General features: G+C 36.2%; 32 protein-coding genes and 1 pseudogene. 24 read left to right on the forward strand and 9 right to left on the reverse strand.

From position 1 onward, the window contains the following. Positions 1-503 precede the first annotated feature (503 nt). Positions 504-713 (forward strand): hypothetical protein, encoded by a 210-nt coding sequence (locus ACK1U5_RS16455; RefSeq protein ID WP_000910674.1) that lies wholly within the window; start codon positions 504-506, stop codon positions 711-713. Positions 714-727: 14 nt separating this feature from the next. Here the strand turns inward: ACK1U5_RS16455 and ACK1U5_RS16460 are convergent, their stop codons facing one another. After that, a complete protein-coding gene (locus ACK1U5_RS16460; protein WP_000417216.1) occupies positions 728-1,045 on the reverse strand; it encodes a hypothetical protein in 318 nt (105 codons plus the stop codon). 166 nt (positions 1,046-1,211) lie between these two features. Here ACK1U5_RS16460 and ACK1U5_RS16465 point away from each other — a divergent pair, with 166 nt between their 5' ends. The 3 genes from ACK1U5_RS16465 to ACK1U5_RS16475 all read left to right on the forward strand — a co-directional run bounded on the left by ACK1U5_RS16465 (position 1,212) and on the right by ACK1U5_RS16475 (position 4,254). Beyond that, positions 1,212-2,417: an argininosuccinate synthase gene (locus tag ACK1U5_RS16465; RefSeq protein ID WP_000412315.1), complete on the forward strand. Its 1,206-nt coding sequence runs from the start codon at positions 1,212-1,214 to the stop codon at positions 2,415-2,417. Beyond that, positions 2,414-3,802: an argininosuccinate lyase gene (gene argH, locus ACK1U5_RS16470; RefSeq protein ID WP_000041281.1), complete on the forward strand. Its 1,389-nt coding sequence runs from the start codon at positions 2,414-2,416 to the stop codon at positions 3,800-3,802. Before ACK1U5_RS16465 ends, argH begins: the two co-directional genes overlap by 4 nt. 98 nt (positions 3,803-3,900) lie before the next feature. Beyond that, positions 3,901-4,254, forward strand: a complete 354-nt coding sequence (locus ACK1U5_RS16475; RefSeq protein WP_000724675.1) for a DUF3139 domain-containing protein — start codon at positions 3,901-3,903, stop codon at positions 4,252-4,254. 44 nt (positions 4,255-4,298) lie between these two features. On the opposite strand, the gene ACK1U5_RS16480 is transcribed toward ACK1U5_RS16475, so the two are convergent. Next, complete coding sequence (locus ACK1U5_RS16480) at positions 4,299-4,478, reverse strand: hypothetical protein (RefSeq protein ID WP_000342765.1); 180 nt, start codon at positions 4,476-4,478, stop codon at positions 4,299-4,301. Between the two features lie 95 nt (positions 4,479-4,573). On the opposite strand from ACK1U5_RS16480, the gene ACK1U5_RS16485 reads away from it, so the two are divergent. Then, positions 4,574-5,269, forward strand: coding sequence for a hypothetical protein (locus tag ACK1U5_RS16485; RefSeq protein ID WP_061138922.1), 696 nt, complete (start codon positions 4,574-4,576; stop codon positions 5,267-5,269). Positions 5,270-5,310: 41 nt separating this feature from the next. Here ACK1U5_RS16485 and ACK1U5_RS16490 read toward each other — a convergent pair whose 3' ends face one another. Continuing rightward, positions 5,311-5,769: a universal stress protein gene (locus ACK1U5_RS16490; RefSeq protein WP_113710598.1), complete on the reverse strand. Its 459-nt coding sequence runs from the start codon at positions 5,767-5,769 to the stop codon at positions 5,311-5,313. A gap of 147 nt (positions 5,770-5,916) precedes the next feature. Here ACK1U5_RS16490 and ACK1U5_RS16495 point away from each other — a divergent pair, with 147 nt between their 5' ends. From ACK1U5_RS16495 to ACK1U5_RS16535, 9 genes and pseudogenes are all read left to right on the forward strand, one after another. Then, the gene (locus ACK1U5_RS16495; RefSeq protein ID WP_002062486.1) at positions 5,917-6,708 is read left to right on the forward strand and encodes an SDR family oxidoreductase; all 792 of its coding nucleotides are present in this window, start codon (positions 5,917-5,919) and stop codon (positions 6,706-6,708) included. A gap of 214 nt (positions 6,709-6,922) precedes the next feature. After that, entirely contained in the window at positions 6,923-8,056 is a 1,134-nt protein-coding gene (gene ald / locus ACK1U5_RS16500; RefSeq protein ID WP_001219402.1) for an alanine dehydrogenase, read from the forward strand. Positions 8,057-8,195: 139 nt separating this feature from the next. Further along, positions 8,196-8,618, forward strand: a complete 423-nt coding sequence (locus ACK1U5_RS16505) for a hypothetical protein (protein ID WP_000534947.1) — start codon at positions 8,196-8,198, stop codon at positions 8,616-8,618. Positions 8,619-8,662: 44 nt separating this feature from the next. Further along, positions 8,663-8,995, forward strand: a complete 333-nt coding sequence (locus ACK1U5_RS16510; RefSeq protein ID WP_000450931.1) for a cupin domain-containing protein — start codon at positions 8,663-8,665, stop codon at positions 8,993-8,995. Further along, positions 8,992-9,780: a GNAT family N-acetyltransferase gene (locus ACK1U5_RS16515; protein WP_070756988.1), complete on the forward strand. Its 789-nt coding sequence runs from the start codon at positions 8,992-8,994 to the stop codon at positions 9,778-9,780. The genes ACK1U5_RS16510 and ACK1U5_RS16515 overlap by 4 nt, the downstream gene beginning before the upstream one ends. A gap of 2 nt (positions 9,781-9,782) precedes the next feature. Beyond that, positions 9,783-10,127 (forward strand): DUF6176 family protein, encoded by a 345-nt coding sequence (locus ACK1U5_RS16520; protein WP_001100230.1) that lies wholly within the window; start codon positions 9,783-9,785, stop codon positions 10,125-10,127. Between the two features lie 73 nt (positions 10,128-10,200). Further along, positions 10,201-10,656, forward strand: a complete 456-nt coding sequence (locus tag ACK1U5_RS16525) for a GNAT family N-acetyltransferase (protein WP_001222923.1) — start codon at positions 10,201-10,203, stop codon at positions 10,654-10,656. 334 nt (positions 10,657-10,990) lie between these two features. Then, positions 10,991-11,129, forward strand: a pseudogene (locus tag ACK1U5_RS16530) (anti sigma factor C-terminal domain-containing protein); the annotation flags it as partial. A gap of 63 nt (positions 11,130-11,192) precedes the next feature. Next, positions 11,193-11,399, forward strand: a complete 207-nt coding sequence (locus tag ACK1U5_RS16535; protein ID WP_001248905.1) for a hypothetical protein — start codon at positions 11,193-11,195, stop codon at positions 11,397-11,399. A gap of 14 nt (positions 11,400-11,413) precedes the next feature. Here ACK1U5_RS16535 and ACK1U5_RS16540 read toward each other — a convergent pair whose 3' ends face one another. After that, positions 11,414-12,238 carry a DUF2785 domain-containing protein gene (locus tag ACK1U5_RS16540; RefSeq protein ID WP_000941455.1) on the reverse strand — a complete coding sequence of 275 codons (825 nt, stop codon included), beginning with the start codon at positions 12,236-12,238 and terminating at the stop codon, positions 11,414-11,416. 95 nt (positions 12,239-12,333) lie between these two features. Here ACK1U5_RS16540 and ACK1U5_RS16545 point away from each other — a divergent pair, with 95 nt between their 5' ends. Continuing rightward, positions 12,334-12,708 carry a hypothetical protein gene (locus tag ACK1U5_RS16545; RefSeq protein WP_000816711.1) on the forward strand — a complete coding sequence of 125 codons (375 nt, stop codon included), beginning with the start codon at positions 12,334-12,336 and terminating at the stop codon, positions 12,706-12,708. A 40-nt stretch (positions 12,709-12,748) separates the two neighbouring features. Here the strand turns inward: ACK1U5_RS16545 and pepQ are convergent, their stop codons facing one another. Continuing rightward, positions 12,749-13,846 carry a Xaa-Pro dipeptidase gene (gene pepQ, locus ACK1U5_RS16550; protein ID WP_000994032.1) on the reverse strand — a complete coding sequence of 366 codons (1,098 nt, stop codon included), beginning with the start codon at positions 13,844-13,846 and terminating at the stop codon, positions 12,749-12,751. Between the two features lie 149 nt (positions 13,847-13,995). On the opposite strand from pepQ, the gene ACK1U5_RS16555 reads away from it, so the two are divergent. After that, on the forward strand, positions 13,996-14,679 hold the full coding sequence (locus ACK1U5_RS16555) for a metal-dependent hydrolase (protein WP_113710599.1): 684 nt from the start codon (positions 13,996-13,998) through the stop codon (positions 14,677-14,679). A 39-nt stretch (positions 14,680-14,718) separates the two neighbouring features. On the opposite strand, the gene ACK1U5_RS16560 is transcribed toward ACK1U5_RS16555, so the two are convergent. Continuing rightward, positions 14,719-14,880, reverse strand: a complete 162-nt coding sequence (locus tag ACK1U5_RS16560; protein ID WP_000976306.1) for a hypothetical protein — start codon at positions 14,878-14,880, stop codon at positions 14,719-14,721. 244 nt (positions 14,881-15,124) lie between these two features. Here ACK1U5_RS16560 and ACK1U5_RS16565 point away from each other — a divergent pair, with 244 nt between their 5' ends. Both ACK1U5_RS16565 and ACK1U5_RS16570 read left to right on the forward strand, forming a co-directional pair. Next, positions 15,125-16,438, forward strand: coding sequence for a CBS domain-containing protein (locus ACK1U5_RS16565; protein WP_000201590.1), 1,314 nt, complete (start codon positions 15,125-15,127; stop codon positions 16,436-16,438). Between the two features lie 210 nt (positions 16,439-16,648). Further along, entirely contained in the window at positions 16,649-16,912 is a 264-nt protein-coding gene (locus ACK1U5_RS16570; RefSeq protein ID WP_000093045.1) for a DUF3949 domain-containing protein, read from the forward strand. A 7-nt stretch (positions 16,913-16,919) separates the two neighbouring features. Here ACK1U5_RS16570 and ACK1U5_RS16575 read toward each other — a convergent pair whose 3' ends face one another. Further along, a complete protein-coding gene (locus ACK1U5_RS16575; protein WP_001144776.1) occupies positions 16,920-17,225 on the reverse strand; it encodes a YtpI family protein in 306 nt (101 codons plus the stop codon). A gap of 159 nt (positions 17,226-17,384) precedes the next feature. Between ACK1U5_RS16575 and ACK1U5_RS16580 the strand changes: the two genes are divergently transcribed. Further along, entirely contained in the window at positions 17,385-18,317 is a 933-nt protein-coding gene (locus ACK1U5_RS16580; protein ID WP_000545136.1) for a DHH family phosphoesterase, read from the forward strand. Positions 18,318-18,368: 51 nt separating this feature from the next. Here ACK1U5_RS16580 and ytrI read toward each other — a convergent pair whose 3' ends face one another. Together ytrI and ACK1U5_RS16590 are read right to left on the reverse strand one after the other, a co-directional pair. Further along, positions 18,369-18,872 (reverse strand): sporulation membrane protein YtrI, encoded by a 504-nt coding sequence (ytrI, locus tag ACK1U5_RS16585; protein WP_001265740.1) that lies wholly within the window; start codon positions 18,870-18,872, stop codon positions 18,369-18,371. After that, complete coding sequence (locus ACK1U5_RS16590) at positions 18,869-19,282, reverse strand: YtrH family sporulation protein (protein ID WP_002005839.1); 414 nt, start codon at positions 19,280-19,282, stop codon at positions 18,869-18,871. Before ACK1U5_RS16590 ends, ytrI begins: the two co-directional genes overlap by 4 nt. Positions 19,283-19,324: 42 nt before the next feature. On the opposite strand from ACK1U5_RS16590, the gene dnaE reads away from it, so the two are divergent. The 5 genes from dnaE to accA all read left to right on the forward strand — a co-directional run bounded on the left by dnaE (position 19,325) and on the right by accA (position 26,669). Beyond that, positions 19,325-22,651 carry a DNA polymerase III subunit alpha gene (gene dnaE / locus ACK1U5_RS16595; protein ID WP_000673729.1) on the forward strand — a complete coding sequence of 1,109 codons (3,327 nt, stop codon included), beginning with the start codon at positions 19,325-19,327 and terminating at the stop codon, positions 22,649-22,651. A 133-nt stretch (positions 22,652-22,784) separates the two neighbouring features. Beyond that, entirely contained in the window at positions 22,785-23,993 is a 1,209-nt protein-coding gene (locus ACK1U5_RS16600; protein ID WP_161508111.1) for an NAD(P)-dependent malic enzyme, read from the forward strand. Positions 23,994-24,007: 14 nt separating this feature from the next. Continuing rightward, positions 24,008-24,652: a FadR/GntR family transcriptional regulator gene (locus ACK1U5_RS16605; RefSeq protein WP_000204440.1), complete on the forward strand. Its 645-nt coding sequence runs from the start codon at positions 24,008-24,010 to the stop codon at positions 24,650-24,652. Positions 24,653-24,837: 185 nt separating this feature from the next. After that, positions 24,838-25,707 carry an acetyl-CoA carboxylase, carboxyltransferase subunit beta gene (accD, locus tag ACK1U5_RS16610; protein WP_000942857.1) on the forward strand — a complete coding sequence of 290 codons (870 nt, stop codon included), beginning with the start codon at positions 24,838-24,840 and terminating at the stop codon, positions 25,705-25,707. After that, a complete protein-coding gene (accA, locus tag ACK1U5_RS16615; RefSeq protein ID WP_000818807.1) occupies positions 25,695-26,669 on the forward strand; it encodes an acetyl-CoA carboxylase carboxyl transferase subunit alpha in 975 nt (324 codons plus the stop codon). Before accD ends, accA begins: the two co-directional genes overlap by 13 nt. Positions 26,670-26,763: the final 94 nt, after the last annotated feature.

Here is a 26,763-nt window from a genome sequence, read left to right on the forward strand (position 1 = left end):
CGCTAGACTAAAGTATCTGAGCTGAAAAATACGCTACGTGTATGATTCGTCAATACGATGCCACATGCTCCTTCGAGCGATCATGATATCAAAATCCCTTCCTTCAAGATTTATACTATTATATCATACTTTTAAAAAATGTATGCGGATGGAAACCGACAATAAACGGAGGGAATCTACAAAAAATGTTATGTTTAAATATTTTTGTAGAAAAGCCTAAGTTATTTCGGAGGATTGGACAGTTTGTAACGGTTTGTCCAATAAGTAAGAAAAAAAGGTTTTATTCCGTTGTATTCTTTTCATCACTTTTATCTTTGAAAAACGCATCCCAACTAATCACACTTAAAAAAGTTAAAGCGATAATAACGAAAGCACGCATAAGCTGTAGACCTCCTTTTGTACATAGTATATGAATCATTCGATTCGGAATGTGTCATTTTTTTACAAGTCTTAACTATTATGAGAGTATATTAATATAGATAGATGAAGGGGAGAGTGAAGGTATGCTAAAAGAAATGTTCAAAAGAAAAGAATTAATATGTATTTCATGTCAGAAAAAAATTCAATATGAAGAAGAGCTTGTTGCTTTTGTAAAGTTGCCGAAAGAAAGAAGTATATTAGTTGGCCCTTTTGATGTGTGTTTGGCAAAAACAGCACAAGAGATATATTGTAAATCATGTTACGACAAAAAAAGCATGACCCAAAGTAATTGAGGGGCATGCTTTTTTCATTGGTGTGCTTTCCCCTCAGATACATTTTGAGTGAGTCGATACCAAAGCCAAAGGTCATTAATGATGGAAGCAAGATCGGCAATTTCTGAATTTAGTTTACAAGAAACTTCGAAGTCTTCTTCGTTATTTAAATAATGTTGTTTTTTATTAATATAGTGCTCAAGTTCTTTTATACGATCAGGAATTTTCCCGCGAACTTGTTCCCATTTTAGTAAAATAGCATGTTGCATTTTTTCGGGGATTTCTTCCCAGTCTTCTTGTAAATGTGGAATTTCAATTCCTAGATGTTCATCGTATAAGAAATACTTTTCCATAAGTTCACCCCCGTTTTCCTGCTTATATTGTACAGAAAAACAGAAAGAAGTTCGACGAAATTGTTTGAAAAAATTTGAAAATGACTCTTGATACATTTTGTGAAAGGTGTTAAAGTGTGAATTATTATAAAAGAAAATGAATATTTATTCTTTAGGGGGATGCAAAATGGAGAAGAAAAAAGTTGTATTAGCATATTCCGGAGGTCTTGATACTTCCGTTGCAATTAAATGGTTACAAGAGAAGAATTATGATATTATCGCGCTTTGTTTAGACTTAGGGGAAGGTAAAGACTTAGCATTTGTAAAGGAAAAGGCACTTTCAGTAGGTGCAATTAAATCATATATGATTGACGTTCAAGAAGAATTTGCAAACGAATATGCATTGATGGCGATGCAAGCACACACATTATACGAAGGAAAATACCCTCTTGTCTCTGCATTATCTCGTCCGCTTATTGCGAAGAAATTAGTAGAAATCGCAGAACAAGAAGGCGCAACTGCAGTTGCACACGGATGTACAGGAAAAGGAAATGACCAAGTTCGTTTTGAAGTTTCTATCCAAGCATTAAATCCTTACTTAGAAGTGATTGCGCCTGTACGTGAATGGAAATGGTCACGTGAAGAAGAAATTGCATATGCAAAAGAAAACGATGTACCAATTCCGATTAATTTAGATAGCCCGTTTTCAATCGATCAAAACTTATGGGGACGCAGCAACGAATGTGGAATTTTAGAAGATCCATGGGCAGCGCCGCCAGAAGATGCATATGAGATGACATTAGCGTTAGAAGATACACCGAATAAACCAGAGTTTGTAGAAATCGGATTTGAAGCGGGCGTACCGACTACTTTAAATGGCACTGCATATTCACTTGCAGAATTAATTAAAACGTTAAATGCGCTTGCTGGAAAACACGGCGTTGGACGTATTGATCACGTAGAAAATCGTCTTGTCGGTATTAAATCTCGTGAAGTATACGAATGCCCAGCAGCAATGACGTTAATCACTGCGCATAAAGAGTTGGAAGATTTAACACACGTAAAAGAAGTAGCGCATTTTAAACCAGTGATTGAACAGAAAATAACAGAACTTATTTATAACGGTTTATGGTTCTCACCTTTAAAACAAGCGCTTCATGCATTTTTACAAGAAACGCAAAAGAATGTAACAGGTACAGTGCGTGTGAAATTATTTAAAGGTCATGCGATTGTAGAAGGACGTAAATCTGAATACTCTTTATACGATGAAAAATTAGCAACATATACTGCCCAGGACGAATTTAATCATGATGCAGCAGTTGGATTCATTTCATTATTTGGTTTACCGACGAAAGTATACAGCCAAGTGAATCAAAAGAAGGTGGAAGCGTGAGCAAACTTTGGGGCGGACGTTTTACTGAAGAAGCGGAAGCGTGGGTTGAAGAGTTTGGAGCATCCATCTCTTTCGATCAACAATTAGTAAATCAAGATATAAACGGGAGTATTGCACACGTAACGATGCTAGCAAAGCAAGGCATCGTTACGAAAGAAGAAGCAGAGAAAATAAAGATAGGTCTTCAATATTTATTGAAAGAAGCAAAAGAGAATAAGCTACAATTTTTAGTAGAAGCAGAGGATATTCATTTAAACATCGAAAAAATGTTAATTGAACAAATTGGCGAAGTAGGAGGAAAACTTCACACTGGCCGAAGTCGTAATGATCAAGTAGCGACAGATATGCATTTGTATTTAAAAGAAAAGGTAGAACATATTATAAAAGCTACAAAACAATTGCAAACTGTTCTTGTTCATCAAGCAGAAAATAATATTGAAACGATTATGCCTGGCTATACGCATTTGCAACGTGCTCAGCCGATTTCATTTGCTCATCATATTCTCGCTTACTTTTGGATGTTAGAGCGTGATGTAAATCGTTATGAAGATTCGTTAAAGCGTATTAATATCTCCCCATTAGGAGCAGGAGCGCTAGCTGGGACGACATTCCCGATTGACCGAGAATATAGTGCGGAGCTTCTTGGATTTAATGGAATATATGAAAATAGTTTAGATGCAGTAAGCGATCGTGATTTCATCTTGGAGTTTTTAAGTAACTCATCTCTGCTTATGATGCACTTATCGCGCTTTTGTGAAGAACTTATTTTATGGAGTAGCCAAGAGTTTCAATTTATTGAAATGAGTGATCAATACGCAACTGGAAGCAGCATTATGCCGCAAAAGAAAAATCCGGATATGGCGGAACTAATCCGTGGTAAAACAGGCAGAGTATACGGTAATTTATTCAGTTTACTTACAGTAATGAAAGGATTACCGCTCGCTTACAATAAAGACTTGCAAGAAGATAAAGAAGGAATGTTTGATACAGTAAAAACAGTAGAAGGATGCCTTCATATTATGGCGGGCATGCTTGAAACGATGACTGTAAACAAAGAAAAAATGGGGCAAGCTGTGACGCAAGATTTCTCCAACGCAACAGAAATTGCCGACTATTTAGCAAACAAAGGACTACCATTCCGTCAAGCTCATGAAATTGTTGGGAAGTTAGTGCTATATTGCACACAAAAAGGAATTTATTTATTAGATGTCTCGCTTGAAACATATAAAGAAATGAGCTCTTTATTTGAAGAGGATTTGTATGAAGTTCTTTCACCATATGCGGCTGTAAAGCGTCGTAATAGTTCGGGTGGAACAGGATTTGAACAAATCAAAAACGCTTTGGAGAAGGCGAAGGGGTTAACGAAAGAATTTATTAAGAATTGAGTTGGGAAGTACGCCAGTCTAGTAAAGTCTGGCGTACTTTGTTTTTTAATAATATTTAAGTTACAATATAGTAAAAAATAACAATTTAGAGGAAGTCTATGAAAAAAATAGTGTTTATCATTGTACTGGTAATTAGTTTAATTGCAAATGCTAAAGTGTTTCTTTTGGACAAATATATGTATGTTGGTGAAAAAGAAAAGCGAGAAGAAGCGATTATCGCAACGATGTGGCATTTGCAAGATAAAGGATATAAAGAAAGTGATATTTTATATATAAAACCGGCCTTTTATAGCAAAATGGATTCGTATGGAATGAATGTGCAGTTTAAAGATGAACCAAATGAATCATATACATATAGAGTTTTAAAAGATACGAAAACAAATAAACTAACTGTACACCAAGATAGCAATGAGCAAGGTGGTATGGGCGGGAAGCATCAAGAGCTTAAATAAAGAAAGAAAACGACTGATGGCATTCGCCTGCAGTCGTTTTTCTTTTAATCATACTTATGTCGATCTTCCGTAATTCGAATATACTCAATATCCATCAAATCTCTAAGTAATGCACCGTTACTTAGTTCAACGCCATGTTTCTCTTTAAAATGAGTACGAATCGTATCTAGCATTTCGAGTTCTTTCCCATTCACATCTAAAATAATACGTTCAGAATCATCCATGTTGCATCCTCCTTTTTTACACATATATATTTTGTCCGTCTATTTCTAAAAAATGTATGTTAACGTAATGTTAGGAAATAAGAAAGGGATGAAAAATGAGACGTATTTATTTTATAGGGTTAATTTTGTACACGCTAATTGTATTACACGTTGCATTCCCAAATATCTTTTCATTTGAGGATTTAGAAACAGTACACGTTGCGATATTTATTTTTGCTCTATTTGTAGTAGATTGCTTTATTTCTATATGGATTTCGAAAAGAAAAGATATACAAGGTGAAAAAGAAATGGAACGGAAAAAGAGAAAACATTCATTTTGGATGATGACATACTGTTTGTCTTTAGTGCTTACTGCTGCTTTTTTTAGTGAACATATTCCATTAGAAAGATTAAATATTGGATTTGGAGCGTTCGTATTTGCATACTATTTTTTTATGCACTTTCTTCCTTATATGAAAGAAAAGCGAGGAGAAGAGGAAAATCCGCTTGTAGAAGAAGCGAGAGAGCAAGAGCATAAGAGAATAGAAGAAGATATAAAGAAACTCGGAGAACAAAAGTGGTATTTAAAATCAAAAATCATATATGTTCTTTGCTTTATTACGCCGCCAATTGGCTATTTGTACGTTTTCTTACTTCGTAAAAAAATGACAGAGGGTGCAAGGCAAACGTACTTAACGATCGCGACAATCATGATGGCGTTATGGTCTTTGAAGTTTCTTCCGCCTTATGTGTTGGCAATTACCGTTGTTGTCGTAGCATGTCTTGTGTTTATAGTGAAGTTTATAAAATGAAAAACACCAAGCCTATGTGGACTTGGTGTTTTATCTATAAATTAAAGCTCACCTTGTTCCTCATCACCACGAACAACAAGGACATCGCATTTCGCATAGCGAATAATATGTTCAGAGACGCTACCAATTAGGAAACGCTCAACAGCATTTAAACCAGTCGCACCACACATAATTAAATCTACTTTATGATTTGGAGCGATTTCTTTTGAAATTTTTGATTTAGGATTACCGAATTCTAATACAGTTTCAATTTTTTCAAGACCAGCTTCAAGCGCAGTTTTTTTGTAGTCTTCTAATAAGTCTTCTGCAAATAGATTTGCCCGTTCAGCAATTGCAAGGCTATAAGCTTCTACTGCTGAGTATGCTTTTACATCAACGATATGAGCAATTGTTAATGTTGCATTGTTGCGCTTTGCGACTTGAATTGCTTTTTTAAAGGCTTTTTCTGCTTCTTTAGAACCATCCACCGCGATTAAAATATTTGTATATGTATTATTCATAGTAAATTCCTCCCAATCTGTTTTATAACTGTTTACAACTTAATTATAAAACAAATTTTGGTAACGTGCTTGCCAGAAACGTTACAGAATTTTGAAAACTCTGTTTCAATTCATTTTAGTTGTAATTGGAGCGAGAACTTGTTACATATGAAGTATAGCAATTTAAAAGGGGGCAGTTTTGTGAGACATGCGCTCATTACAGCCGGTACGAAAGGTTTAGGAAAGCAAGTAACAGAAAAGTTATTGGCTAAAGGCTATTCAGTAACAGTAACGTACCATAGCGATACCACGGCTATGGAAACGATGAAAGAAACATATAAAGATGTGGAAGAGCGTCTACAATTCGTGCAAGCGGATGTCACGAAAAAGGAAGATTTACATAAAATAGTAGAAGAAGCGATGAGCCGTTTTGGCAAAATTGACTTTTTAATTAATAATGCTGGTCCATATGTATTTGAACGAAAAAAGTTAGTTGATTATGAAGAAGATGAATGGAATGAAATGATTCAGGGAAATTTAACAGCGGTATTTCATTTATTAAAACTTGTCGTTCCGGTCATGAGAAAACAGAACTTTGGCCGTATTATTAATTACGGATTTCAAGGGGCGGATAGTGCACCGGGATGGATTTATCGTTCAGCTTTTGCCGCAGCGAAAGTAGGACTTGTTTCATTAACGAAAACAGTTGCTTATGAAGAAGCGGAGTATGGTATTACTGCGAACATGGTATGTCCTGGTGATATTATAGGCGAGATGAAAGAGGCAACTATTCAAGAAGCACGTCAGCTGAAAGAGCATAACACACCGATTGGTAGATCTGGAACAGGTGAAGATATTGCAAGAACCATTTCGTTTTTATGTGAGGACGATTCCGATATGATTACCGGTACAATTATTGAAGTTACTGGTGCAGTGGATGTTATTCATAGACATCGATAGAATAAAATAAGATGAAGTTTCGAATAATTGGACAGTTTATCCATTGTGCTGAGAGGTGCGGATAATACTGTCCTTTAATATAAAATTAAATCTATCGGAAAACTCGTGTTATTTTTTTGTCAAATATTGAGATATTATGTTAAAATATAAGAGCGTAGAAAGCGCTTTAAAAAATGATTTAGGGGTCATTTCATAACTCAAGGGGGAACTAATCATGCGTATCGGTATTCCAACAGAAATTAAAAACAATGAAAACCGTGTGGCAATGACGCCAGCGGGAGCAGTACATTTAGTACAAAATGGTCATGAAGTTTTTGTTCAAAAAGGAGCAGGTTTAGGATCTGGCTTTACGGATGAAGAATACGTACAAGCTGGTGCGAAACTTGTAGAAACTGCTGAAGAAGCATGGAATCAAGATATGGTTATGAAGGTAAAAGAGCCAGTAGCAAGTGAATACGGCTATTTCCGTGAAGGTTTAATTTTATTCACATACTTACACTTAGCTCCAGAGCCAGAATTAACGAAAGCATTAATCGATAACAAAGTTGCATCAATCGCATACGAAACAGTACAATTAGACAATCGTTCTTTACCATTACTTGCACCTATGAGTGAAGTAGCTGGTCGTATGTCTGCACAAATCGGTGCACAATTCCTTGAGAAAAACAAAGGTGGTAAAGGTATTTTACTTGCAGGCGTTCCAGGGGTAAAACGCGGCAAAGTAACAATCATCGGCGGTGGTCAAGCTGGTACAAACGCAGCTAAGATTGCAGTAGGTTTAGGTGCAGATGTAACAATCATTGACTTAAGTGCAGAACGTCTTCGTCAATTAGATGATATTTTCGGTAACCAAGTAAAAACATTAATGTCTAATCCATACAACATTGCAGAAGCTGTTAAAGAATCTGACCTTGTTATTGGAGCAGTATTAATTCCAGGTGCAAAAGCGCCAAAACTTGTAACTGAAGAAATGATTCAATCAATGGAACCAGGTTCTGTCGTTGTAGATATCGCGATTGACCAAGGTGGTATTTTCGAAACAACTGATCGTATTACAACTCATGACAACCCAACTTACGAAAAACACGGCGTTGTTCATTATGCAGTTGCTAATATGCCAGGTGCAGTTCCACGTACGTCAACTCTTGCATTAACAAACGTAACAGTACCATATGCAGTACAAATTGCGAACAAAGGTTACAAAGATGCTTGCTTAGGCAACACTGCATTACTAAAAGGTATTAACACATTAGATGGCTATGTAACATTCGAAGCAGTTGCAGAAGCGCACGGCTTACAATACGCCGATGCGAAAGAGCTTCTTGAAAAAGCTCCTGCTTTATCATAATAGAAATACATTCGAGACCTTCCTTTATGAGGAGGGTCTTTTTTTATGGAGAAATAACATGTGAATAATTGTTATTTATTGGTGTAAATCGATTTTTATTATGATAATTTAGAATTATATAACAAAAAGAGGGGATTCAATGGGGAGCAAAAAGAGGAAGAAAAAGCAAGTTAAGAGACAAAAGTATATGAAGAGAAAACAGGAACAGAACATACCTTTTTCAAAAAAAGTAGTCCTTATGATAGAAAAAGTATTTCGATATATTTGTATGTTCTTGTATGTGATTTTTTGTGTGTTTTTATGTGGGATGGTTAAATGTTTGGGGATAACCCCTAATGTTATTGAAGGTATTTTTGGCGTTATGCTTGTTATGGTAGAAGGAATCTTATTCTTTATATTATTTGATAAGGTTTGGCCTAGTCATGAAAGTAAAAAAGATAGAAAAAGAAGCAAAAAATCTTCATCCAATTCAAGCTCATCAAGTGGATTCGGTGACTACAGTAGCAACGATTGTAGCAGCTCAAGTGATGGCGGAGGAGATTGCGGAGGTGGTGGAGACTAAGTTGGTTTTTCAGAAGAACGACTAATGGAAGGATGGGATGAAATATGGAAACTGTGAACTTAATAGAATTAACAAAAGACATTCAAGATCAACATAAAAACTTCGTCGTTTCAAACATAAACAGTCATTGCTTACGCATCGCTGTATTTACTGGTGAATATGATTGGCACTATCATTCTAATTCGGATGAATTATTTATTGTGCTAGAGGGAGAGTTACTTATTGATTTTGAAGATGGAGAAACGGCGGTTTTAAAGCCAAATGATTCTATTTTAATTCCAGCATGTACGATTCATAGAACGAGAGCATTAAAGAGGACGGTAAATCTTTGTTTTGAACATATAGAGGCTGATACGATTATAGTGGAGCAATTATGAAAAAATTATCTGTAGCCGAGTATAGAAAAATCATTCCGATTTTGGAAAGTAATACAAGAACGACGACATTTGCTTATGCGGTATGTGATCAAATGGTAGATGGTGAGGTTTTTGCCAACGAGAAGTTAACAGCAGGATTAATTCGTACAGTTAACGGTATCTATTATTTATTTGGTCATACGGATGATCAAAATTATAATGAAGATTTATTGATGTATTTAAAAATGGCTATTGAAAAAACAGAGAAGAGATTTACACTATTCGCTTCAAGTGAAGAGTGGGAAATGATGATTGAAGGGCGTTTTAGTAATGTACTTCGGAATATGCCACGAATGAAATTCCAAAGAGAAATCTTTGAAGAGCGAACACAAGATGCAAATAAAAATACATATGCAGTGAAGCGTATTGATAAAAGTGATATAGAACGAAGCAGTGAATTTACAGAGAAGTATTATAAAGAATATTGGGGATCAAAAGAAACGTTTTTGAATAGTGGTTTTGGATTTTGTATAGAACAAGATGGGATAATTGTAGCTGAATGCGTCTCAATATTTAGCGGGAATGGTTATGCTGAAATAGATATCGCAACACATGAAGCGCATCAAGGGAAAGGATTAGCTCAAGCTGTTGCAACACGGTTCATTGAACATTGCATGCAAAATGATATTACACCGTGCTGGGATTGTTATGTAGACAATATTCCTTCGCAAAAACTAGCTAGTAAATTAAGTTTTCATAATCCGATAGAATATAGATTGTTTGTACGTAAGAAAACGGGGGAATAAAAATGAATGTGGAATTAACGAGATTCAAAGTGAAACAAGGTAAAAGTCATCGTGTAGATGAATGGATGCAGCTTCTTAATGACAATATGAAAGAAGTGCTTTTGACATTAAACGACGAAAAGATGTACGTTGAGACAATTTTCCGGGAAATAAGAGATGGAGAAGAATACTTATATTGGTATTCTGTGCAAGGAGAAGGCGGGGCTCTTGTCGAAAATTCTCATTATGAAATCGATAAAAAGCACTTGGAATTTTGGCATGAATGTATTGATGAAGAAGCACCATCTGTTGATATGAAAACGGAAGTTGTTATGATTCAAGATGTTGTGAGGGAAGCGATGGAATAATAGAGTAATATTTTGTGAACAAAAAACAGTCTTATTTTTTTGCTGAAATATATATTATTGGAGATGCTATAGGATGAGAATTAGTAATAAATATATCACTCTCGATGAAATAGAGATAATAAGAGAATCCTTAAATAAATTGCATGAATATCATAATAATAAATCAAAATATTTTTCTGGCGATTACCCAAGAATGACATTTGAGGAACGTATTGAAAATTATAAAAAGAACTCAAAGTACGGAGAATATAGAATTGAATTATTGATTGAGTCAGAAACAGATAATATATTAGGATTTTGTATAGCGTATAGTAAAAGCGTAAGCGGAAAGATTGAAGTTTTATTTGTTGATGAAAAATACCGAAGAAACGGATTTGGTTTGAAATTAATGAATAGTGCAGTGGAATGGTTTAAAGTGAAAAAGATAGATGAAATTGAATTAACAGTAGTGTATGGAAATGAAGCTGTATCATTTTATGAAAAGCTGGGATTTTATCCTCGTTCAATTATTATGGCAACTAAGTCATAACGATAGTATGGGGAGAGATGAGTGGGAGTTTTTGTTTCAAAAAAATGGTTCATATTTTACTAAATTATATGTGAAGAGCACATCAAAATAAATGTGCTTTTTACTATGGAAAAATTTATAAAAGCTGTATTTGGATATCTTTAAGTGAAAATAAAGAGGGATATCGAGAATATTTTAGGATAAACTATAAAGTGAAACTTTAATCAGTGGGGGGCATCCCCCACTGATTATCAGCCCTCACCAATCGGGCTTTTACGAGCAGTCCGCCCCCCACCTAACTTCTTTGCTTCCGCTGAATTTTGATGTGGGGTCTTACTGCCTGTTAATGCGGGATAAAGAAATAAAAAACACCAAACCAAAAGACTTACCAATATACGGTGTAGTCGTAACAGGAAAAAGAGGATTTACAAAGTTTACAAGGGTCACCGTATATTAAGGCTGCTGTAAGAGGTGTAACAGTTGAGAAATATTGATTACGAGTAATTAATGTGAATAATCAGAAAACTTATGTTATAATATGGGAAAAGGAGGTTTATATGAGGCAAATACATGGAGCAATTTATATTTACATAACAATGTTTTTCGTGGCGATATCCTATGGATTGGGGCACGTGTATTCGCATCCTATACTAACTTTTTTAAGCGGAGCATGTATGGCGTTTGCGCTTCTTGTCCACCTTTTCTCAGTTTGGATCGTGAAATTTCAATTAAATATTAGTGAAATAGAAGAAGGCACTTTCTAAGTGGCCTTCTTTTTTTAATAATATTTTGGAAGGTCTTGCAGCAATTTTTCAATTTTGCATTCGGTTTCTTCACATATAGACAGTGTGCGTAGTCGGAAAAACAAACTACGTAAGAAAGATTTTATATTTCCGTATAGGTACTCGTACGATTCGGTATGTAATGTCTGTTTTTTGACGGGTAATTGAGCTACTAATTCATGAAGGGCTAATAGGAGTACCTCTTCCTTTAGACCATTTTGTAGCATTGCGACAATCGGATAAACGAGACGTTCGTCTTCTTCATATTTGTAGTAAATAGAATGGACACAAACTTTGTTTAATAAAGTTTGTAATATTTCTTCGTAATATAAAGTTTCCAGTTTAGGACTACGAACAAGCGCCTCAAATGTATCAGAAGCGTGAGCGATACTATGTGCCCAGCCGTGGTCTTGCACATATCCGCGGAAATCATGCTCGTTGTTCATATATAACACTAATCGATCTTTTACATGTAAAAGATCAGCCTGTGATAAGAAATTATGATTTGTATCGGCATCAATAATGAGTGCAATTAATAATGTTGTAAATGCACGGGTAAATACCGCATCTTCGTCATCCGAATGAATTTTATACAATAAATATTTGTCACTGATGCTTTCTAATAATAGTTTCTGTAATTGTGTGTGTGAAAGGTAGTCCTTTTTGATGAGATGGTAAAAAGTAGAGCAAATAAGTTTGTCCCTTAAATAGCTATCGGTAACACCGATATGTTTAAGCATATTGGAAATTAAAGAATCCATGTTAATTGTATCCATTACGTAATGATTATTACGAATTTCTTCTAACTGTTGTTGTAACATATAAACCACCTATTTTAGAAAATTCTGTATTTTAATAGTATAATAAGAGGAAGAAATAGACAATAAATAAGTGCTTTTGAATGGAGGTGGGCATTATGAAGAGAGCATTATTCTTTTTCATTAGTATTTTCTTTTTAGGAAGCTGTTCCATTTCGTATGTTACTTTTTCTAGCGAGAGCAAAAGTTGGACGGGACAATATAAGGGCCATATTAAGGACGACAGTGAAGATGGAGTGTTTACGTTTCAGTATAAGGGCGGAGATGGGAATACAGAATTTAAGAATTTAGAGATTGCTATTAATGGAGCCTTTAGTACAATGACACAAACGTCAGAAGTTCATAGAGGAGCAAAGGTTGAAATGAAGTCTTCTTGTGTAAGTTGCGCGCCTATCTCTAAAGATGAACCAATAGAGATTGTGATTAAATGGGATGATAAGTATGAGGAGAAGATGGTGCTAAATTTGAAATAGTAGAGAAATAAAAAAGGCAGCAATCAAGCTGCCTTTTTTATTATTTTACAAATTGTAACTCTTTCGGGAACTTCGTTAAAATTTCTGATCCGTCTTTTGTGATGTAAATATCATCTTCAATACGAACGCCACCTACGTTTGGTACGTAAATACCTGGCTCGATTGTGAAGACCATACCTTCTTTTAATGGAGACTCGTTGCCAGCTTTTACATCTGGATATTCGTGTACGCTAATTCCAAGTCCGTGACCAAGGCGGTGTGGGAAGAAGTCACCGTAACCTGCATCTGCGATAACAGAACGTGCAGCGTTGTCGATTGCGCCAAGTGTAACACCCGGTTTACATGCTTCAACTGCTTGTAGTTGTCCAGCAAGTACAGTGTTGTAAATGCGAGTTTGCTCTTCAGAAATCTCACCGAATGCTACTGTACGTGTAATATCAGAGCAATAACCATCAATGATTACGCCTAAATCAAATAGTACGAAATCGCCGCGTTTCATTTTGTTTGCGCCAGGAATACCGTGTGGAAGAGCAGAGTTCGCACCTGCTAATACCATCGTATCAAATGACATTTTATGTATGCCTTTTGTTTTTAATTCGTGTTCAATAATTGCTAATACTTCTAGCTCGCTGCGGTTTTCTTTAATTGCATTTACACCAACTTCAACAGCATAGTCCGCCATTTTAGCTGCTTCGCGTAAAATAGAAAGTTCTTTTTCATCTTTAATTAAACGAAGTTCGCGAACTTTCTCCTCAGCTGATTTGAAAGCTGCATTTGGGAATAATTTCGTTAATTCTTCGTAGCGCTCTACGTTTAAATGTTCTTTTTCAATTGCAACTGCATTTGCATTGATGCCGCGGTCTTTAATTGCTTTTGCAATCATATCCCATGGTCTGTCAGTATCAGTAAATCCGATAATTTCATGTGCCCAGCCAGCGTTACGCGCTTGACCTTCTTCCATTTTAGGGCAAATTAAAATAGGTTCTTTTTCTTGGAATACAAACATACCAAGAAGTCTTTCGTGTGGTTCACAGTGGAAGTTTGTCATGTAGAAGACGTTCGGTGTAGAAGTTAAGAACGCAGCTTCTACGTTTTTTTCTTTTAGCCATTGCATTAAATTTTCTAATCTAGCATTCATCGATTGGCACCCCCGAGATATTTAATTACAAATATAACTTTAACTCGGAAGAAAGCGTTATGACAAGTAAATAGATGTTAGAAAAGACAGGGGATTGAAAAATCATGTAGAATAAAAAGTGAGAATGTGAATAGGGGAGGAATGTAATAATGAAAGTATCTTATCATGGACATTCAGTTGTGAAAATTGAGACGAATGGAAAAGTTATTTTAATTGACCCGTTTTTAACAGGTAATCCGAGAACAGATTTAAAAGCTGAAGATGTAAAAGTGGATGCAATTCTTTTATCGCATGGACACGGTGATCATGTTGGAGATACAGTAGAACTTGCGAAGAAAAATAATGCAGTTGTTGTAGCGCCATTTGAACTAGCAACATTTTTAAATTGGCAAGGTGTAAATACACACCCGATGCATATTGGTGGTTCACATGAATTTGACTTCGGAAAAGTGAAGTTTACACAAGCATTCCACGGCTCTAGTTATATTGATGAAGAAAATAAGACGATTACATATACAGGTATGCCAGCAGGTATTTTATTTACAGCAGAAGAGAGAACTGTATACCATGCAGGAGATACTGCACTATTCTCTGATATGAAGTTAATTGGGGAATTAAATAAAGTTGATCTAGCATTTTTACCAATTGGTGATAATTTCACAATGGGACCAGAAGATGCTGTACTAGCGGCAAAATGGATTAATGCGAAAACTGTTGTACCGATGCATTACAATACGTTCCCAGTTATTGAACAAGATCCATATCAATTTGTAGAAAAGCTACAAAATTGTACAGGGAAAGTATTAGAAGCTGGAGAAAGTATTACACTATAGAAAAGAAACCCTTCATTTGAAAAGAAAAGTGAAGGGTTTTTACGTGTGTAGGACAGCTTTTAATACTTGTATTTGTTTTGGTGATTCTTTTCTTTTGGTACGTGGCTGTTCAGGTGTTTCATTCAATTCCATTGTAACTTTTTTCCCATCTACGAAAGCTAAAAATACAGCACCTACAACCTCTAAAAGTTTTTTCATCATGTGTTCGCTCCTTTGTTTTATTTCTTGTCTTAATTGTATAGGTAATCAAGTGTGCGAACTATCGAATGAGATGACAATAGCATTACATTGTTGTAATAGAATGACTGGTGGAATGTAAGAGTCATTTTGTTATAAAAAAAATAGTACAGGTATGCAAAGAGAGAGTGTAACAGTTTTGAAAATATAGTATACTGAAAGTACAACACATGAAGAATTTAGGGAAAAGAAAGTATGGTGAAACCATTTGGCTACCAAGCATAACCAAATTTTAGAACATATTAATAGCCTGCCAGTAGGCCATAAAATTTCTGTAAGACAAATTGCGAAAGATTTGAGTGTAAGTGAAGGGACCGCTTACCGTGCAATTAAAGATGCAGAAAATAAAGGGTATGTTAGTACAATTGAACGTGTCGGAACAATTCGAATTGAACAAAAGAAGAAAGAGAATATCGAAAAACTGACATATGCAGAAGTCGTTAACATTGTCGACGGTCAAGTACTTGGAGGCAGAGAAGGACTACATAAAACGTTAAATAAATTCGTAATCGGGGCAATGAAATTAGAAGCGATGATGCGCTATACAGAAGCTGGGAACTTACTTATTGTCGGTAACCGTACGAACGCACATCAATTAGCGTTAGAAACTGGAGCCGCTGTATTAATTACGGGCGGATTTGATACGGAAGATCATGTGAAGAAATTAGCAGATGAATTAAAACTGCCGATTATTTCAAGTAGTTACGATACCTTTACAGTTGCAACGTTAATTAACCGTGCGATTTACGATCAGCTTATTAAGAAAGAAATTGTACTCGTTGAAGATATTTTAACGCCAATTGAAGAAACGTTATATTTAAAGCCAAATGATACAGTGCAGCAATGGCATGCCTATAATGAAGAGACGATGCACGGAAGGTATCCGATTGTTGATGAAAGTAACAAAGTGCTAGGAATCGTGACTTCAAAAGATATGATCGGTGTAGCGAAAGAAACACCAATTGATAAAGTGATGACAAAACACCCAATTACAGTGAACGGTAAAATGTCTGTCGCAGCTGCGGCACGTATGATGGTGTGGGAAGGTATTGAGTTACTTCCTGTTGTTGATGAAGGAAATAAACTACAAGGTATTATTAGCCGTCAAGATGTACTTCAGGCACTGCAAATGATTCAACGGCAGCCACAAGTTGGAGAAACCATTGATGATATTGTAACGAATCAATTTATGACGCCGAAAGAAGCGAAGAATGAGCATCTATATCAATTTTCGGTGACGCCGCAAATGACGAACTCAATCGGAACGTTATCGTACGGTGTATTTGCAACAATTGTGACAGAAGCGACAAATCGCGTCATTCGTGCGCAAAAGAAAAGCGATTTAATTGTTGAAAACTTAACGATTTATTTCGTAAAGCCGGTTCAAATTGATAATGTTGTATCTGTTCATCCGAAAGTATTAGAAATTGGGCGTAAATTTGGTAAGGTCGATGTAGAGGTGCATCATGAAGGTAATGTTGTTGGAAAGGCATTACTTATGGTGCAGTTAATCGATAAATAAAAAGATGGAACAAATCGTTTTGATTTGTTCCATCTTTTTTTGTTGTTTTAAATTTGAAAGGCATGATTTTAGATGGGAGTTTTAGTGAAATATGTATGGAGTGGAGTGGAAAAGTAACGTAAGAAAAGACAGAATAGTAATTCAATTTGGTTGTATATTGTGTTATGATTATATTGTAAGAAAATGGATTTCTGAAAGGTGGTATGCATTATGTCGTCAGCCGTACTCTTTTTTGGTAGTATCGCACTATTTTACTTTCTTGTAATGATACCGATCCAATATTTATATTTACAAGGTTTACATGAAAAAAAGGAAAAGACAGGATTATCTCAGCGAGAGCTATATGAAAAAATGTCTTTTGGAGAAGAACAACTACATTTTCATGTACAAGGTAACCCATTTAATATACCATCTGCGTTTGTTGCATATATGATTTTGAAAGTTAAGGGACGTAAAAAAGCATCACAATATTGATGCTTTTTTATGTTGCTTCATAGACTTCGGCTTCTTTAACTGCTAATGGCAAGAAATGTTTGTATTGGCGAAACCCGTTAAATACACTTGCACTACCAAATAGAACGAATAAAACACCAACGATAATACGAGCGGTTGAAAGTTCTAAAAAGAATTGGTTTATCCCGAAAAATAAAACGAATGAACCGAGTGCCATTGCGGATTTTCCTGAGAGCCAACCTTTCTCCATTGGGCGGTTTGTACGAAAGTATTTTGTTTTGTAAAAGAGGTACAACATAAATGAGACGATAATACAGAAGACTAATACTGGCATAGTGAACACTCCCATCGCTTTGTGAAAAATAATAGAAAAGAAAAAGAAATATCTAAACTTTCTAACTTTTATTATAAAGCAATTGTTCGCATGTATGAAATACTTTCCGTTATAATGGAGGATAAAGTGAAGAAGTTGATTAAAAAGGAGATTATACATATGCATGAGCAAATTTTAGGAGCAATTAAAGAGTTTGATACAATTATTATTCATCGCCACGTGCGTCCGGACCCAGATGCGTTAGGTTCACAGGGTGGTCTTGGTACAATTCTACAAGAATCGTTTCCAGAGAAAAATATTTATACGGTTGGGTACAATGAACCGTCACTAGCATACTTACGAGTAATGGATGATATTGAAGATAGTGTATACGAAAATGCGCTTGTTATTGTTTGTGATACTGCGAATCAAGAACGGGTTGACGATCAACGCTATACAAAAGGGAAGATGTTAATTAAAATTGATCATCATCCAAATGAAGATCCATATGGAGATATTACGTGGGTAGACACGACAGCGAGTTCTACAAGTGAAATGATTTATGAGTTTTATAACTATGGAAAAGATAAAGGATTAAAAATAACAAAAGAAGCAGCTCGCCTTATTTTAGCAGGAATTGTTGGAGATACAGGTCGTTTCTTATTCCCAAATACGACAGCAAAAACACTTCGTTACGTAAGTGAGCTTGTTGATATGGGTGTGAAATTCACAGATTTATACAATGAAATGTATAAGACAAAAGAAAAAATTGCTCGTTTAAACGGTTATATTTTACAAAACTTTACGATGGTAGAAGAAGGAGCAGCTTACATTAAATTAACGAAAGAAGTATTAGAAGAGTTTGATGTACTTCCTTCTGAAGCATCTGGTGTTGTTGGAGCGCTTGGCAATATTGATGGATTAAAGGCGTGGGTTCTATTTTTAGAGGAAGATGACGTAATTCGTGTTCGTCTTCGTTCAAAAGGACCAGTTATAAACAAATTGGCAATGCAATATAACGGCGGAGGGCATCCGATGGCTTCTGGTGCCAAGGCATCTTCTTGGGAAGAAGCGGATCGTCTTTTTGCTGATTTACGTGAGATTTGTAAATAAAAGACTATATGTTAGAACGAAAAGAAGGAGCGGCGCTAAAGCCCTCCTTCTTTATTTTTCTTTCTCTATAGTAATGCTAATTTCAAGCACTGTATCAAAAGATATTGTATCGACTTTAAAACGGTATAGGCGATCGTAATGTTTGTATGTTTTATTTTCGATTACCTTTTTTAGTAGGTCTTTATTTTTTGCGATACTTTGAATGTTTTTCGTTAAAAGATGCTGGAGATCATTATGAATAGATGTAGTCATATTTTCGAGTGTAAGATTGTCTAAATCGTATTTTTCTCGATTGATAAGTTTTATTTTAATCTCTTGAATGGTTAAGAGCCGTTTATTTTCAGTGTTCAATTTTTCTTGATCTTCGAGAAGGACGTGGAGCTTTGCTTCTTGTTTTTCTATAATTTCTCTTTGTTCTGCTATTTTACTAGCTTGTTCTTGTTGAAAAACACCGTATATGTACAAAAAAATAAACCAGCTCAACACGCCTCCAACAGCAGCACCAGCTAATACTAAGTACCATCTTTTTGCTGTATTGGCACTTGGTACTCTCATACATGTTCCTGCGTTAGCCATTTAATAATAATGAGACCTGTTTGCATACCACCAGTTGCGAAAAAAATAAGGAGAATTTGTTTTACGATATCTTTCATATCTCCGCCAAAGAAACTTCTTTCAAAGCTATAAAAGGTATCGAATGTTCCGCCGATTGCTGCAACGAGTGCCCAAATTCTTAAATTTTGGGCGAATTGATTAATGTAAGTTAGAGCTGGTTTTCCGATAAGAAACGCACCAAATCCACCAATTAATGAACCGCCAAGTATAACCCCAAAGGCAATAAAATAACTAATAATAAGCAGAGAGAAAAAAGTATGTTCTCTTACATCCATCGTCATTCCCCTTTCTTCTTCATATATATGGACAAAGTATAAGAAGTATGTTTTGATTTCCGCTTTCCTCATCACCTATAATAAAAGTAGTCAAATAGGTAAAGAGAGGGTACAACAGTGAAGTTTGTGCATTTACAATGTCAAACCGTTTTTAGTTTATTAAAAAGTGCTTGTAAAATTGATGAGCTTGTAGTCAGGGCGAAAGAACTTGGTTTTTCATCGCTAGCTATTACGGATGAAAATGTTATGTATGGTGTTATTCCGTTTTATAAAGCATGTAAGAAACATGGTATACAGCCTGTTATTGGATTAACCGCTTCTATTTTTAGTGAAGAAGAAGAAAGGTCTTATCCGCTTGTATTACTTGCTGAGAATGAAATAGGCTACCAAAATTTATTAAAGATTTCTAGCAGTATTATGACAAAGTCCAAAGAAGGTATTCCTAAGAAGTGGCTTGCGCATTATGCGAAAGGATTAATTGCTATTTCGCCAGGTAAAGATGGCGAAATTGAGCAATTATTACTAGAAGACAATGAGAGTCAGGCTGAAGAAGTAGCTCGCACGTATCAAAATATGTTCGGCCATTTTTATATGAGTTTGCAGCATCATGCAATTCAAGATGAGTTGCTTTTACAAGAGAAACTACCTGAATTTATTAGTAGGGTTAATATTCCAGTCGTTGCAACAAATGATGTGCGCTATATCAATCAAAGTGACGCGCTTGTTCACGAATGTTTACTATCTGTTGAAAGTGGAACGAAAATGACTGATCCAGATAGGCCGAGGCTGAAAACAGATCAGTATTATTTAAAGTCATCGGATGAAATGGAAGCACTATTTTCCCATGCGCCGGAAGCAATCCAAAATACAATAAAAATTGCAGAGCGTTGCCAAGTAGAAATACCGTTCCATGTAAATCAACTTCCGAAGTTTCCTGTTCCGTCTAATGAAACGAGTGATATATACTTGCGTCGTGTTTGTGAAGAAGGTTTGCGGAAACGATATGGTGAACCGAAAGAAGTGCATATAAAGCGTTTGGATCATGAATTAAATGTTATTTCTCGTATGGGATTTAGTGATTATTTCCTCATCGTATGGGATTTTATGAAGTATGCACATGAAAATCATATTCTAACAGGACCAGGTCGTGGATCGGCAGCTGGTTCACTCGTTTCATACGTATTAGAAATTACAGATATTGATCCAATTGAATACGATCTATTATTTGAAAGGTTTTTAAATCCTGAACGTGTGACGCTTCCTGATATTGATATTGATTTTCCAGACGTAAGACGTGATGAGATGATTCGCTATGTGAAAGATAAATACGGTCAGCTCCGTGTTGCGCAAATTGTAACGTTTGGTACGCTTGCAGCAAAAGCGGCAATTAGAGACATTGCCCGCGTAATGGGGCTTCCGCCGCGAGATATTGATATATTTTCAAAACTTATCCCATCAAAGCTTGGTATAACGTTAAAAGATGCATATGAAGAATCACAATCACTTCGTGAGTTTATACAAGGGAATCTTTTGCATGAGCGTGTGTTTGAAATCGCAAAACGTGTAGAAGGTTTACCACGTCATACGTCTATTCATGCGGCTGGTGTTATTATGAGTCAAGAACCGCTAACAGGCAGTGTAGCAATTCAAGAAGGACATAACGATGTTTATGTTACGCAATATCCAGCCGATGCGCTAGAAGAACTTGGGTTGCTTAAGATGGACTTTTTAGGATTACGTAATTTAACGTTACTTGAAAATATTATAAAATTTATCGCGAACAAAACTGGGAAAGAAATCGATATAAGAAACTTACCTCTTCAAGATGAAAAGACATTCCAATTATTAGGGAGAGGAGATACAACAGGTGTATTCCAGCTTGAGTCAGGCGGTATGCGAAATGTACTTCGCGGGTTAAAACCGAATGAGTTTGAAGATATCGTAGCTGTTAACTCGTTATACAGACCAGGACCGATGGAACAGATACCGACTTTTATTGAATCGAAACATGGAAAAAGAAAAATCGAATATTTACATCCGGATTTAAAGCCAATTTTAGAAAGAACATACGGCGTCATTGTATACCAAGAACAAATTATGCAAATTGCATCGAAGTTAGCAGGGTTTTCGCTTGGAGAAGCAGATTTACTGCGCCGTGCAGTGAGTAAAAAAAATCGTGATATTTTAGATCAGGAACGTAAGCATTTCGTCCAGGGATGTTTGCGAAATGGATATGATGAGACGTCTGCTGAAAAAATTTATGATTTAATTGTAAGATTTGCGAATTACGGTTTTAACCGAAGTCACGCTGTAGCTTACAGTATGATCGGATATCAGCTTGCCTATTTGAAAGCGAACTATACGCTGGAATTTATGACGGCATTATTATCAAGCGCAATTGGAAATGAAGATAAAATTGTACAGTATATACGAGAAACGAAGCGGAAAGGTTTTCACGTTTTGCCGCCGTCTCTTCAGAGAAGTGGTTATAACTTCCAAATAGAAGGGAATGCGATACGTTACAGTTTACTTTCGATCCGAAATATTGGAATGGCTACAGTGACGGCATTATTAGAAGAACGAGAGAAAAAAATGTTCGAAGATTTATTTGAATTTTGTCTCCGTATGCCGTCAAAGTTCGTAACGGAGCGTAATTTAGAAGCTTTCGTCTGGTCGGGATGTTTTGATGATTTTGGTGTTTCGAGAACGAATTTATGGAAAAGTATTAAAGGGGCGTTAGAGTACGCGAATCTCGCACGTGATTTAGGAGATGCTGTTCCAAAATCAAAATATGTACAAGGAGAAGAGCTATCTTTTATTGAACAACTAAATAAAGAGAAAGAAGTACTTGGCTTTTATTTATCAAGTTATCCGACAGCGCAATATGTGAAGTTAGCAAAAGAATTAGAAATTCCATCTCTCGCTCAGGCGATGCGACACAAGAAAAAAGTACAAAGAGCTATTGTGTATATAACAAGTGTTAGAGTGATTCGTACGAAAAAGTTTCAAAAGATGGCATTTATTACATTCTGTGATCAAAATGATGAAATGGAAGCGGTCCTCTTCCCGGAAACGTATATACATTTCTCGGATAAGTTGCAAGAAGGAGCAATTGTTTTAGTTGACGGTACGATTGAGCTAAGAAATCATAAGCTGCAATGGATTGTAAATGGACTATATCCGCTAGAGGAAATGGATGTTTATGAAGAAAAGAAAGACGCATCTGTTTACGTGAAATTGCCATCTCAGTATGAGAAAAAGCTTTTAAATCGGGTTACGAAAATATTGTTCGACTATTCAGGTTTTGCGAAAGTACTAATTTATTATGAAAAGGAACATAAAATGGTACAATTATCTCGGAGTTTATCGATTCATCCAAGTGAAGAATGTTTAGGAGCACTTCGTGAAATTGTCGGGGAAGAAAATGTAGTTGTGAAAATATAATGGACAATTTCCCTACACTTCGATTATTATAGTAGTAGTGTTCGTGGTCAGACCACTTGGAGAAATTGATATCAGCAAGAATAATTTGAGGAGAGTGGATAGTTTGTCAACACTTCGTGAAGAAGCACTTCACATGCATAAAGTGCATCAAGGAAAATTAGAAACTGTATCAAAAGTAAAAGTAGAAAATGCAAAAGATTTAAGTCTTGCATATTCTCCAGGGGTTGCAGAACCTTGTAAAGAAATTTATGACGATAAAAGTAAGGTATATGAATATACGATGAAGGGAAATATGGTAGCAGTTGTGACAGATGGAACAGCTGTACTTGGTCTTGGTAACATTGGACCTGAAGCATCTCTTCCAGTAATGGAAGGTAAAGCTGTATTATTCAAGAGCTTTGCTGGTGTAGATGCATTCCCAATTGCCTTAAATACAAACGATGTAGATAAAATTGTTGAAACTGTAAAATTAATGGAGCCAACTTTTGGCGGCGTTAACTTAGAAGATATCGCAGCACCAAACTGCTTCATTATTGAAGAGCGTTTGAAAAAAGAAACAAATATTCCTATCTTCCATGATGATCAACACGGAACAGCTATTGTAACAGTAGCAGGTCTTGTAAATGCACTGAAATTAGTTGGAAAGAAAATGTCTGACATTAAAGTTGTCGCAAATGGCGCAGGTGCAGCAGGTATTGCAATTATTAAACTTTTATATCGCTATGGTGTACGCGACATTATTATGTGTGACCGTAAAGGGGCAATCTATGATGGTCGTCCTACAGGTATGAATCCGGTGAAGGATGAAGTTGCAAAATATACAAATAAGAATCGTATAGAAGGTTCTTTAGCTGATGTTGTACAAGGTGCAGACGTATTCATTGGTGTATCTGCAGAAGGTGCATTAACAGAAGAGATGGTTCGTACAATGAATGACGATGCGATTATTTTTGCAATGGCGAATCCAGTTCCAGAAATTATGCCAGAATTGGCAAAAGCAGCGGGCGCAGCTGTTGTTGGAACAGGTCGTTCTGACTTCCCGAACCAAGTAAATAATGTACTGGCGTTCCCTGGTATTTTCCGCGGTGCACTTGACGTACATGCGACACAAATTAACGAAGAAATGAAGATGGCAGCTGTACAGGCTATTGCTGAGCTTGTAGCAGAAGATGAGTTAAATGCAGACTATATCATTCCGGCACCATTTGACGCGCGTGTAGCGCCTCAAGTAGCGGCTTACGTTGCAAAAGCAGCAATGGAGACAGGAGTAGCTCGCCGTCAAGTAGATCCAAATGAGATCGCTGAAAAAACAAAACAATTAGCGCTGATTGGTAAAGAATAAGCGAGGAAATTCCATTGACATCATCAAATACAAAAGTATATCTCGAAATTGTAAAAAAAATCCGCTCCATTATGGAAGAGGATGGATTGGTGGCGGGGGATCGTTTGCCGTCTGAGCGTGAGTTAAGTTCACGCTTAAACGTAGGACGTTCCTCTGTAAGAGAAGCATTGCGTGCTTTAGAACTGGTAGGATTGATTGAAACGAGACGTGGTGAAGGGACTTTTATTCGAAACTTTTATGATAACGGTCTTGTACAATTAATTGCTCCGTTCTTATTGCAAGATGAGAAAACAATTCGTGATTTATTACAAACGAAACGATTACTCGAGAAAGATATGATTCGAATTGTATGTAATTTACCGAAAGAAACGTTTTCTAAAGTGCTAAGTAAATTACACCAAGTACTTGAAGGAAATGAAAACTCAATCCCAACGCTTCATCAAACGTTCTTTAAAACACTTATTGAACAAGTCGATAATTATTTACTATATCGCATTTGGATGATCGTAAATGATTACGTATCAACGCTTTCTTGTAAAGTTTCAAGAGATTCTATCGATATGTATAGAAAGCTTTACGCTACTTTGGAAGAAAAACAAGAAAATGATGCACTAAAAATTTACGATGAATTAGTAGAGAATATACAGTTTCACTCGTAATGTATAAAATTTGTCGAAATGACCATGACACGTTATGACAAACATTCTACCGCGTAGCGGTTAAAGTTAAACGTAAAGAGTGAGGTTATTAGACAGATTGAGAAGATAAGGCTAACATCAAACTTTGGTGTTAGCCCCATTTTCTTCTTACGCTAACCTTAGCTCTCAACGAAGGGGGTCAAATTGTGCTAAGAGATTTATTCGTGAAAAAGAAAAAGTACGCTGCAATACCTTCAGAACAAGTACGAAAAGATGTGCCAGATGGCGTTATGACAAAATGTCCGGAATGTAAAAAAATCATGTATACGAAAGAACTTCTAAAAAATTTAAAAGTATGTGTGAATTGTGGATATCATCATCCTATGAATGCATGGGAACGTCTTGATAGTATATTGGACGAAGGGTCATTCCGTGAGTATGACAAAGAAATGGTTTCATTAAATCCACTCGAGTTTCCAGGTTATGAAGAGAAACTAGAGAGCGATCGTAAGAAGACTGAATTGAACGAAGCGGTTGTCACTGGTGAAGGAACAATTGATGACATGCTTGTTGTTGTTGCAGTAATGGATTCTCGTTTTCGAATGGGGAGCATGGGCTCTGTAGTAGGAGAAAAAATCGCCCGTGCGGTTGAAAAGGCGTACGACTTACAAGTTCCATTTATTATCTTTACTGCTTCGGGTGGTGCCCGTATGCAAGAAGGTATATTAAGTTTAATGCAAATGGCAAAAACAAGCGTAGCTTTGAAAAAGCATAGTAATGCAGGAGGATTATTTATTTCTGTTATGACTCACCCAACGACGGGCGGGGTTTCAGCGAGTTTCGCTTCACTTGGTGATTATAATCTTGCAGAACCAGGTGCACTTATCGGATTTGCTGGTAGACGTGTAATTGAACAAACGGTGCGTGAGAAACTACCGGAAGATTTCCAAACGGCAGAATTCTTACTAGATCATGGTCAATTAGATGCGGTGGTGCATCGTGATGATATGAGAGAATCGCTTCGTAAGATTTTAGAAGTTCATCAAGGAGGGGAAGTGGCTGTATGGCAGAGCTAGAATTTGAAAAACCAGTTGTTGAGCTAAGAAATAAGATTCGTGAACTGAAAGACTATACGAAAAACAGCCAGATGGACTTCAGTGAGGAGATTCGTATTTTGGAAGAAAAGCTAGAAAATTTAGAGGAAGATATATACGGCAATCTAAAAGTATGGGACCGTGTTCAAATTGCTCGTCATGCAGAACGACCGACAACGCTCGATTATATTGAGCACTTATTTACTGATTTTTTCGAATGTCATGGAGATCGTCTATTTGGCGATGATGCAGCGATTGTCGGCGGCATTGCGAAATATAAAGGGATGCCTGTAACTGTAATTGGGCATCAGCGCGGAAAAGATACGAAAGAAAATATTCGCCGTAACTTTGGAATGCCTCATCCAGAAGGATATCGAAAAGCACTGCGTCTCATGAAACAAGCGGAAAAGTTTAATCGTCCTATTATTTGTTTCATCGATACGAAGGGAGCTTATCCTGGTAAAGCAGCTGAAGAACGTGGACAAAGTGAAGCTATTGCCCGCAACCTATTTGAGATGGCAGGTTTAACGGTACCAGTTATTTGTATCGTTATCGGTGAAGGCGGTAGTGGTGGTGCGCTAGGCCTTGGAGTAGGAGATTACATTCATATGCTAGAAAATTCCACTTATTCTGTTATTACACCAGAGGGTGCAGCGGCAATTCTTTGGAAAGATGCAGGAAAAGCAAAGGAAGCTGCAGAGGCAATGAAAATTACAGCAGCAGATTTGAAAGAATTAGGTGTAATTGATGAAATTATTCCAGAGACAAAAGGTGGAGCTCACCGTAATATTTTGAAACAGTCAGAAAATATAGACTTAATAATTAGAAAAACTTTTGAACAATTAAACGGAATTTCGAAAGATGAATTAATCGAAAAACGTTATGAAAAATATATGAAAATTGGGCAAGTTTCGTTTTCAAACGCTTCCATTGGGATAAAATAAGAAAAGCGTGCGTTCCTCTTCGCGAATGCACGTTTTTATTATGAAAAGACACATCTTCTCCATTGTGTTTTTATATTTTTTCGTGTTATTTTAT

This window comes from Bacillus sp. XB1, assembly GCF_053557995.1.